Raw genomic sequence first — 7,945 nt, forward strand, 5'->3', positions numbered from 1 at the left:
TCGGATCGGCTCTCTCTTTGTTGTTTTGCCAGGTTCTTTTCCGAAAAACCCGGCGCCCACCTTGGGATCACGCCCCTGGTTCAGGCGCTGACGCGGATATCTTCGGGCTCACGCAGCACATAGCCGCGGCCCCAGACGGTCTCGATGTAATTCTGCCCGCCAGACGCGGCGTCAAGCTTCTTGCGCAGCTTGCAGATGAAGACGTCGATGATCTTCAGCTCCGGCTCATCCATGCCGCCATAGAGATGATTGAGGAACATTTCCTTGGTCAGCGTGGTGCCCTTGCGCAGCGAGAGCAGCTCCAGCATCTGATATTCCTTGCCGGTCAGATGCACGCGCTGGCCACCGACCTCAACGGTCTTGGCATCGAGATTGACCACCAGGTCGCCCGTCGTGATGACCGACTGGGCGTGGCCCTTGGAACGCCGCACGATGGCATGGATGCGGGCGACCAGTTCGTCCTTGTGGAAGGGCTTGGTCATGTAATCGTCGGCGCCGAAGCCGAGGCCGCGCACCTTGTCCTCGATGCCGGCCATGCCGGAGAGGATGAGGATCGGCGTCTTCACCTTGGAAAGGCGAAGCGTTCTCAAAACTTCATAGCCCGACATGTCGGGGAGATTGAGATCGAGGAGAATGATGTCGTAATCATAAAGCTTGCCTAGATCGACGCCCTCTTCGCCAAGGTCGGTCGTATAGACATTGAAACTTTCTGATTTCAGCATCAGCTCGATGCTTTGTGCGGTTGCACTGTCATCTTCTATCAGCAGAACGCGCATTTCATTCCCCTTTTCTGCTGCCGGACCATTTCACGACCCGTCCAGGACCGGAGCAGTGATTGCCCTGAGCAGAGGCTGCCATCGAATGGTTAATAAAACCTAATTCCCCGTCCGTGACGGTATCAGATTTTTTAACCCCTTTCTACACCTTGTTGAATCCAATAACGAATCACAGACCCAAACCGTTAATGCGGCACATTAATAAGCCAGACTAAGTGACTCTTCGGACTCGCTGGCCGGGTTTCGCGACGAGAAGCAGAATTTTTACCCGCCCTTAAGTCCTGAGCCGTATGATTAACAATGCCCGTAAACGAATGGTTACCGCCGGCAAAAAACTTTAGGAGTTTGTTTCCCATAGTTCCGGGAAAGCCGGTGGAAACGGGTCAGGCCTGGGCCGTGCCGGGTGAATTGGACGATATGTGCAGGTGTGCGTTTCCGGGAGTACCGAATCATGAAGTCACGTGAAAACCTCGTTCGGCTGAAGCAATTTCAGGTGAGCGAGAAGCGGCGGCAGCTGCTGCAGCTCGACATGATGATCGCCGAATTCGAGCGCATGGCCGTCGAGCTGGAACTTCAGATCGCTGCCGAAGAGAAGAAGGCCGGCATCACCGACATCAATCACTTTGCTTATCCAACCTTCGCCAAGGCGGCACGTCTACGCCGCGACAACCTTAGAAATTCGCAAAGCGACCTCGCCCAGCAGCGAAATGTCGCCGAATCATTGCTGGGCGAAGCCGAAGCGGAGCTTTCCAAGGCCGAGATGCTGGAATCGCGCGACACCAAGGCGCGCGACACGGAAGCCGGCGGCCGCAGCGCCATGATCGGCTGAAAACAAGACTTTAACGCGCGTCGCGCTTGCGCGCTATTGCTGCGCACCGAACTGTGCCCGCCTCAGGCACCCAGATCTTCTTGCTGTTCCGCCGCCCGTGCGCGCGCATTTTTGATGTCGGGCACATGCTGCTCCGACCAGGCTCTGATCTGATTGAGCAGTCCTGCCAGGTTCTCGCCAAGTTCGGTCAGCTCATATTCGACACGCGGCGGAACGACCGGGAAAACCTCACGCCGCACAAGCCCGTCGCGTTCCAGGATACGCAGCGTCTGCGTCAGCATTTTCGGCGTGATGCCTTCGAGCTTGCGCGCCAATTCGCCGTTGCGGAGCCGGCCCCGGCGCAGCGCACAAATCACCAGGTAGACCCATTTGCTGGCGAGCGTCTCGAGCACGGCGTGTGACGGGCACGACCGCCGAAAGGCGTCATAGCCGAAAGGGGAAACATCTTCACTATCCATGAGGTGCGTATATATCAAAAAGGTACATACTAGACAAGAGAATGTAACTATCCAAATGATAGTGGCACATCAAAACCAGCAGGAGAGCCTTCCATGCGTGCCATTATTCAGAATTCCTTCGGCGGACCCGACGTCCTCGTCATTGCGGATCGCCCCGCGCCATCACCCGAGGCCGGCGAAGTGCTCGTCCGCATCGAGGCGGCCGGCATCAATCCGGTCGATGGTGCGGTGCGCGGCGGCCACTATCCGCTGCTTGGCGAGCCGCCTTTTGTCCTTGGCTGGGACGTTTCGGGAGTTGTCGAGGCGCTGGGCTCCGGCGTCTCCGGCCTCAAGGTCGGCGACGCCGTGTTCGGCATGACGCGTTTTCCCAAACAGGCGGCAGCCTACGCCGAACTCGCCGCTGTCCCGGCTGATGAGCTTGCGCCGAAACCTGAAGGCATAGATCACGCGCAAGCCGCCGCGCTGCCGCTGGCCGGCCTGACGGCCTGGCAAGGCCTTATTCGCCATGGCCGGCTCGAACCTGGTAAGCGCGTGCTGATCCACGCCGGAGCCGGTGGCGTCGGCCATCTGGCGGTACAGATCGCCAAGGCGCACGGCGCTTACGTCGTCGCGACCGCCAGCCCGGAAAAGCTCAATTTCGTCGGCTCGCTCGGCGCCGACGAGGTGATCGACTACACAAGGGATGATTTCACCGGGAAGGCCCGCGACATCGATCTGGTTCTGGACCCGTTCGGCGGCGTGCATGCGGAGCAATCACTGAAAGTGCTCACCGCTGGCGGTGTTCTGGTGTCGCTGCTCGATGTCAGCGATGCCACCAAGGCAAAGGCCAGGACGCGAGGCATCCGCGTCGAGCGCATGTCCGTAGTGCCCGACCGTGCCGCCCTGGTGGAGCTCTGCAAATTGATCGACGCGAAAAAGCTGGCCGTCCACGTGGCAAAGGCGTTTCCGCTCGAACAGGCTGGTGCCGCCCATGCCTTTCTCGCCACCAGGCCGATCGGCAAGGTGGTGCTGACGGTCTGAAATTGCAGATCGTCGCCCCTCGCAAACGTAAGGGCGCGGATCAGCGCCCTTATCGGCCTAATGCCGGTATTGCTGGATGCGCGTGGTGCGCAGGCCGGCAAGGCCGTATTCGTCGATCGACGCCTGCCAGGACAGAAATTCCTCGGTGGTGAGCTTGTAGCGCTGGCACGCCTCTTCGAGGCTCAAAAGCCCGCCACGCACCGCCGCCACCACTTCCGCCTTGCGCCGGATAACCCAGCGACGTGTGTTTGTCGGCGGCAGATCGGCGATGGTAAGGGGGCTGCCGTCTGGCCCGATAACATATTTGACTCGCGGTCTAATTAGATCGGTCATCGTACTCTCTACAAAAAACTCAAAGACCCAATCGCCACCACATTACCGCCACAGCTTTAAAATTTGCCTAAGCAGACCCTAATGGTTAGGTAAGGATCATGAACGCGGCGTTAGCCTTTTCATCGGCATTTGAAACATCTGCGGACAAGCGCATTGAACCCGGCAGGAAAAATGAGCCGGCCCGGCAAAGCTGGCGCAGCCGAGACGCTTGACCTATATTCCGGCCATTGGCATTGAAGCGCCGCGCAGAACGAAAGAAACATGAACAGCCTCGATCTTCCCGGACGCCCCGAAAATACCCGCGTCGTCGTCGCCATGTCGGGCGGTGTCGATTCGTCGGTCGTTGCCGGCCTCCTGAAGCGCGAGGGCTACGACGTCGTCGGCGTCACGCTGCAGCTTTATGACCACGGCGCGGCAACGCACCGGGCCGGCTCATGCTGCGCCGGCCAGGACATCGACGATGCCCGCCGCGTCTCCGAGACGCTCGCCATCCCGCATTACGTGCTCGATTACGAGGAGCGCTTCCGCAAGGCGGTGATCGACCCGTTCGCCGAGAGCTATGTAGCCGGCGAAACGCCGATCCCTTGCGTCTCCTGCAATCAGACGGTGAAATTCGCCGATCTTCTCGCGACCGCCAAGGAACTCGGCGCCGATGCGCTGGCCACCGGCCACTACATCCGCTCCGGCGCCAATGGCGCCCATCGCGCGCTTTACCGGCCGGTCGACGCCGACCGCGACCAGAGCTATTTCCTGTTCGCCACCACCCAGGCGCAGATCGACTATCTGCGTTTTCCGCTCGGCGGCCTGTCGAAGCCTGAGGTTCGCGCCATCGCCGAGGAGATGGGACTGACGGTTGCGGCCAAGCAGGACAGCCAGGACATCTGCTTCGTGCCGCAGGGCAAGTATTCCGACATCATCGCCAAGCTGAAGCCGGCTGCCGCCAATCCGGGCGACATCGTCCATATAGACGGGCGCGTGCTTGGCCGTCACGAGGGCATTTTGCGCTACACCGTCGGTCAGCGCCGCGGCATCGGCATCGCCTCCGGCGAGCCGCTCTACGTCGTCCATCTCGACGCCGACCGGGCTCGTGTCGTCGTCGGCCCGCGCGAGGCGCTGGAAACCCACAAGATCTTCTTGCGCAACATGAACTGGCTCGGCGATGGCCCGCTGACCGATATCCCGGCGGCCGGGCTTGAGCTTTTCGCCAAGGTGCGCTCGACGCGGCCGCCGCGCCCGGCGGTGCTGCATCACCGCGCCGGCGTCACTTCGGTGGAGCTGGTTGACGGCGAGTCGGGCATCGCCCCCGGTCAGGCCTGCGTGCTCTATTCCGACCACGGCAACGAGGCGCGCGTGTTCGGCGGCGGCTTCATCGAGCGCTCCGAGCGCGGCGCCGAAGCCGAAGCGATGCTGACGCGGCTTGCCGTCCAGCCGGCGCGGGTTCCCGCCGAATAGACGGCGTTTTCTCTTTAGGGTCTGGTGTGGGCAACGGTGCCGGCGGTCAGGATGCGCAGCACGCGGATGGCTTCCTCACCGCTGGTGCGCGGTTCGGCCCGCGTCTCGATGCAGTGGATGAAATGCTCCAGCTCGCGCGTCAGCGGCATGCCCTCGCCGACCGCCACATAGGACGGCTCGTTGGCGGTGAACGCCCATTGGCCGCTGTCCTGCCACACCGCATGGCGGTAGACGGCAAGCTTGCGCTCCCACGGCTCGACATCGTCGAACACCGCCATCGCCTTGGTGCCGACCACGGTCAGCCGCCGCTCGCGGTAAGGGTTGAGCCGCGAGGCGAACAGATGGCCGCGCAAGCCGCTGGGAAAGCGCATGTGCAGATGCGCAAAGTCGCTGAGATTGTCGAGAAGGGCAGCGCCTTCGCCGCGCACTTCGACCGGTTCGGTGCCGGTGATGGCCAGGATCATCGACAGATCGTGCGGCGCCAGATCCCACAACGCGTCGTTTTCGGTGTGGAACTTGCCGAGCCCGAGCCGATGCGAGTGGATGTAGCGGACTTCGCCGAGTTCGCCATTGTCGATCAGCGCCTTCAGCGTCTCGAAGGCGGGATGAAAGCGCAGCACGTGGCCGACCATGAAGACACGGCCATTATCGGCGGCCGCCTGCACCGAGCGCTCGGCATCGGCCACCGTCAGCGCGATCGGCTTCTCCACCAGCACGTCCTTGCCGCCGAGCACGGCGCGCACCGCCATGTCGGCATGGAACTGCGGCGGCAGCGCCATGACAATGGCGTCGACATCGTCGCGGGCAAACAGCGCCTCCGGCTCGATCGCCAGGCAATCCTGCTCGCTGGCAAAACCCTCCGCACGCGCGGGGTTGACGTCCGAAACCGCGTGCAGCGCGCCGAGCGCCTTTAGGGTGCGGATGTGGTTGCTGCCCCAGTATCCGCAACCGAGGACTGCAATGCGCGGTTTCATCAATTCATGACCATGGCTTTCGTGGCCGAGACATAGCGACGTGCCTCGCTGAACTCAACCCCGGCCTGTGCGCCCAAATGTCTGCCCGGCAAAGCTTTAGGCGCCAGCAATATGCCGGCGCGGCAGCCACTTCGATGCTTGACAGGCTTGGCCTCGCAACCTTATATCCGCGCGACCTTGGCGAACGCGCCGATATGCCTGCCGATTTAAGCTGGATTTCGGGCCTTCGCCGCCCTGGCGGGGTAGCTCAGTTGGTTAGAGCACGGGAATCATAATCCTGGGGTCGGGGGTTCAAGTCCCTCTCCCGCTACCAAAAATCGAATAAGTTACTGAAATAACTAGTAAATCATGCATATGTGGTAGCGCCCCCAGACGGCTCCAGCTGGAGCAAGGTCATTTCCATTGCTGCAGAGCGCCGGACTTCGCGTCGTTGCCGTCCAGAACCCACTGACCTCGCTTGCAGACGACGTCGCTGCCACTGAACGGGCCATCGAGGCCGCGCCGGGAGATGTGATCCTCGTTGGCCACTCCTGGGGCGGAATGGTGATCACCGAGGGCGGAACGGCGGACAAGGTCAAAGCCTTGGTCTACGTTGCCGCCTTCGCCCTGCCGAAGGGCAAGTCAGTCACCAGCGCTACGGCGGGAAGTCCGCCGGCGCCTTGGACGTCGACCCCTGCAGAAGGACAGCGGCGACTTCCTGACCGTACCCCAGGAGGGGCTGGGCAAGTATTTCGCTCAGGACGCGACGCCCGAGGAGGTTGCGGTTCTCGCGGCGACGCAGCAGCCATCGGCGGCCCGTCTCTTCGACGAACGGCTGACCCGGGCGGCGTCCGAGACCAAGCCCAGTTGGTTCGTGGTTGCGAAGGCTGACGGTGCGATCCCGCCGGCGTTCGAAGAGTCGATGGCCAAGGCCATCAAAGCGCATATCACCGAGCTCGAGGGCAATCACTTGATCATGTTGACCAAACCTCGTTCGGTCGCAGACGTGATCATCGACGCTGCAAAATCGGTGCGGTAGCTGTGACGGCGATGTCTCGATAGCGGTGGCAGCGCGCCTAGTGTGCGCTGTCGCTTAGGACTGTGCGAGTGGCGCCCTCTCGTGACCATCCAGCGACGCTTGCCGCGGGTCAAACTTAGCTATCCACATGCCATTGTGCGCCAAGGCCCGACACGGTGACTTACGGGCCCCTAGCGCGACTAATTCCGCTATGAAGGGACCCTGTCGATTTCAGTTCGTTGCTAGGTCTTTTGGTTCAATAGGTCCGCCAGCAAGTGCCTGCTTGGAACTACGGGCCAAGAGCGAGGGAGGGGGTTCGTCTCTTTACTCCAAGGCGCCAGCAGGCGAGGTTCTTGTTGCGCAGCTCGTCGGCGTTCTCGGCGACGAACTGGCATGTTCGCTCCAGCGCCTCAATATCGGGATCGGCGCCGACGGCAGAAGGCCGGCGAGCAGCGCCTGCACCTCAACGGTCAACGGTCACGATCTGCGCGAGATGGCCGTCGAGGAGCGCCGCGAGTTCCTGGGCGTCATCCCGCTGGACATCCGTATCCAGTTCAGCCAGGCGCTGCCGATAGGCTTCGATACCATGCCCTCCAGTCCGGCCTGATCGAGGAATATCACCTGCACGTGAGGCCGTTCGTGCTCGGCAGGGGCAAGCAAGGCCTCCGCTGCAACTGGTGTCGAGCACATTGATCGATGACGATACGGTTCATTTGATCTATGTGTGCCGCGAGACTGAACGATAAGGCGCTTCGGCGCCAACAGGCGAACCAACACGTACGTCCGCAATGGGCCTGATCCCGGACCTTCGCACCGAGGTCTCACATGTCCGCTCGCGTGCTGGGTACCCTAGCAGCGGACGGTCTGCTCGGCCCCATTTCTGCCGCCTCGGACCGCGTGGGTAGTGGAGAAATACGCCCGATTCCATTCTTCCGCCCCCGGCTGTCGCAAAAGTTATATAGCGCAAACGATGACATAGGGGTTCTCAGTTTCATCCTGTCGGGCGCAGCATTGCCGCGGTTCGCTTGCCGACAACTATTCCTGCTGGAATTGACAGGGCCAATCTTCAGGCCTCGTCAAGCCAGAAGGCAACTCGGTCCGGGCGT

8 protein-coding genes, 1 tRNA gene and 2 pseudogenes are annotated in these 7,945 nt (G+C 61.6%); 6 read left to right on the forward strand and 5 right to left on the reverse strand.

The features are described from left to right. Positions 1–80: 80 nt before the first annotated feature. Positions 81–776 carry a response regulator transcription factor CtrA gene (ctrA, locus tag NKJ72_RS15950; RefSeq protein WP_006203583.1) on the reverse strand — a complete coding sequence of 232 codons (696 nt, stop codon included), beginning with the start codon at positions 774–776 and terminating at the stop codon, positions 81–83. A 451-nt stretch (positions 777–1,227) separates the two neighbouring features. Here ctrA and NKJ72_RS15955 point away from each other — a divergent pair, with 451 nt between their 5' ends. Continuing rightward, positions 1,228–1,605 (forward strand): flagellar export protein FliJ, encoded by a 378-nt coding sequence (locus NKJ72_RS15955; RefSeq protein WP_254819117.1) that lies wholly within the window; start codon positions 1,228–1,230, stop codon positions 1,603–1,605. A gap of 62 nt (positions 1,606–1,667) precedes the next feature. On the opposite strand, the gene NKJ72_RS15960 is transcribed toward NKJ72_RS15955, so the two are convergent. Next, the gene (locus tag NKJ72_RS15960; protein WP_254819116.1) at positions 1,668–2,063 is read right to left on the reverse strand and encodes a winged helix-turn-helix transcriptional regulator; all 396 of its coding nucleotides are present in this window, start codon (positions 2,061–2,063) and stop codon (positions 1,668–1,670) included. A gap of 93 nt (positions 2,064–2,156) precedes the next feature. On the opposite strand from NKJ72_RS15960, the gene NKJ72_RS15965 reads away from it, so the two are divergent. Beyond that, positions 2,157–3,083 (forward strand): NADP-dependent oxidoreductase, encoded by a 927-nt coding sequence (locus NKJ72_RS15965; RefSeq protein ID WP_352478075.1) that lies wholly within the window; start codon positions 2,157–2,159, stop codon positions 3,081–3,083. Positions 3,084–3,140: 57 nt separating this feature from the next. Here the strand turns inward: NKJ72_RS15965 and sciP are convergent, their stop codons facing one another. Beyond that, positions 3,141–3,416, reverse strand: coding sequence for a CtrA inhibitor SciP (sciP, locus tag NKJ72_RS15970; RefSeq protein WP_023679563.1), 276 nt, complete (start codon positions 3,414–3,416; stop codon positions 3,141–3,143). Positions 3,417–3,677: 261 nt separating this feature from the next. Here sciP and mnmA point away from each other — a divergent pair, with 261 nt between their 5' ends. After that, the gene (gene mnmA / locus NKJ72_RS15975; RefSeq protein ID WP_352478076.1) at positions 3,678–4,868 is read left to right on the forward strand and encodes a tRNA 2-thiouridine(34) synthase MnmA; all 1,191 of its coding nucleotides are present in this window, start codon (positions 3,678–3,680) and stop codon (positions 4,866–4,868) included. Positions 4,869–4,882: 14 nt separating this feature from the next. Here mnmA and NKJ72_RS15980 read toward each other — a convergent pair whose 3' ends face one another. Beyond that, positions 4,883–5,842, reverse strand: coding sequence for a Gfo/Idh/MocA family protein (locus tag NKJ72_RS15980; protein ID WP_254819113.1), 960 nt, complete (start codon positions 5,840–5,842; stop codon positions 4,883–4,885). A 236-nt stretch (positions 5,843–6,078) separates the two neighbouring features. Here NKJ72_RS15980 and NKJ72_RS15985 point away from each other — a divergent pair. The 3 genes and pseudogenes from NKJ72_RS15985 (at position 6,079) to NKJ72_RS15995 (ending at position 6,860) form a co-directional block, all read left to right on the forward strand. Continuing rightward, a tRNA-Met gene (locus tag NKJ72_RS15985) sits at positions 6,079–6,155 on the forward strand. 89 nt (positions 6,156–6,244) lie between these two features. Beyond that, a pseudogene (locus tag NKJ72_RS15990) lies at positions 6,245–6,397 on the forward strand (alpha/beta fold hydrolase); the annotation flags it as partial. 37 nt (positions 6,398–6,434) lie between these two features. Continuing rightward, positions 6,435–6,860: an alpha/beta fold hydrolase gene (locus NKJ72_RS15995; RefSeq protein ID WP_352478078.1), complete on the forward strand. Its 426-nt coding sequence runs from the start codon at positions 6,435–6,437 to the stop codon at positions 6,858–6,860. Between the two features lie 316 nt (positions 6,861–7,176). Here the strand turns inward: NKJ72_RS15995 and NKJ72_RS30980 are convergent. Continuing rightward, positions 7,177–7,298, reverse strand: a pseudogene (locus NKJ72_RS30980) (DUF4326 domain-containing protein); the annotation flags it as partial. Positions 7,299–7,945 lie beyond the last annotated feature (647 nt).

It is taken from the genome of Mesorhizobium sp. M0045 (assembly GCF_040323385.1).
Classification (GTDB): domain Bacteria; phylum Pseudomonadota; class Alphaproteobacteria; order Rhizobiales; family Rhizobiaceae; genus Mesorhizobium.

What these genes read in the sequence shown, in the direction of transcription:
- mnmA (WP_352478076.1), top strand. Translation starts at nt 3,678, where the DNA reads ATGAACAGCCTCGATCTTCCCGGACGCCCCGAAAATACCCGCGTCGTC.
- sciP (WP_023679563.1), bottom strand. Translation starts at nt 3,416, where the DNA reads ATGACCGATCTAATTAGACCGCGAGTCAAATATGTTATCGGGCCAGAC.
- NKJ72_RS15965 (WP_352478075.1), top strand. Translation starts at nt 2,157, where the DNA reads ATGCGTGCCATTATTCAGAATTCCTTCGGCGGACCCGACGTCCTCGTC.
- NKJ72_RS15960 (WP_254819116.1), bottom strand. Translation starts at nt 2,063, where the DNA reads ATGGATAGTGAAGATGTTTCCCCTTTCGGCTATGACGCCTTTCGGCGG.
- NKJ72_RS15980 (WP_254819113.1), bottom strand. Translation starts at nt 5,842, where the DNA reads ATGAAACCGCGCATTGCAGTCCTCGGTTGCGGATACTGGGGCAGCAAC.
- NKJ72_RS15955 (WP_254819117.1), top strand. Translation starts at nt 1,228, where the DNA reads ATGAAGTCACGTGAAAACCTCGTTCGGCTGAAGCAATTTCAGGTGAGC.
- ctrA (WP_006203583.1), bottom strand. Translation starts at nt 776, where the DNA reads ATGCGCGTTCTGCTGATAGAAGATGACAGTGCAACCGCACAAAGCATC.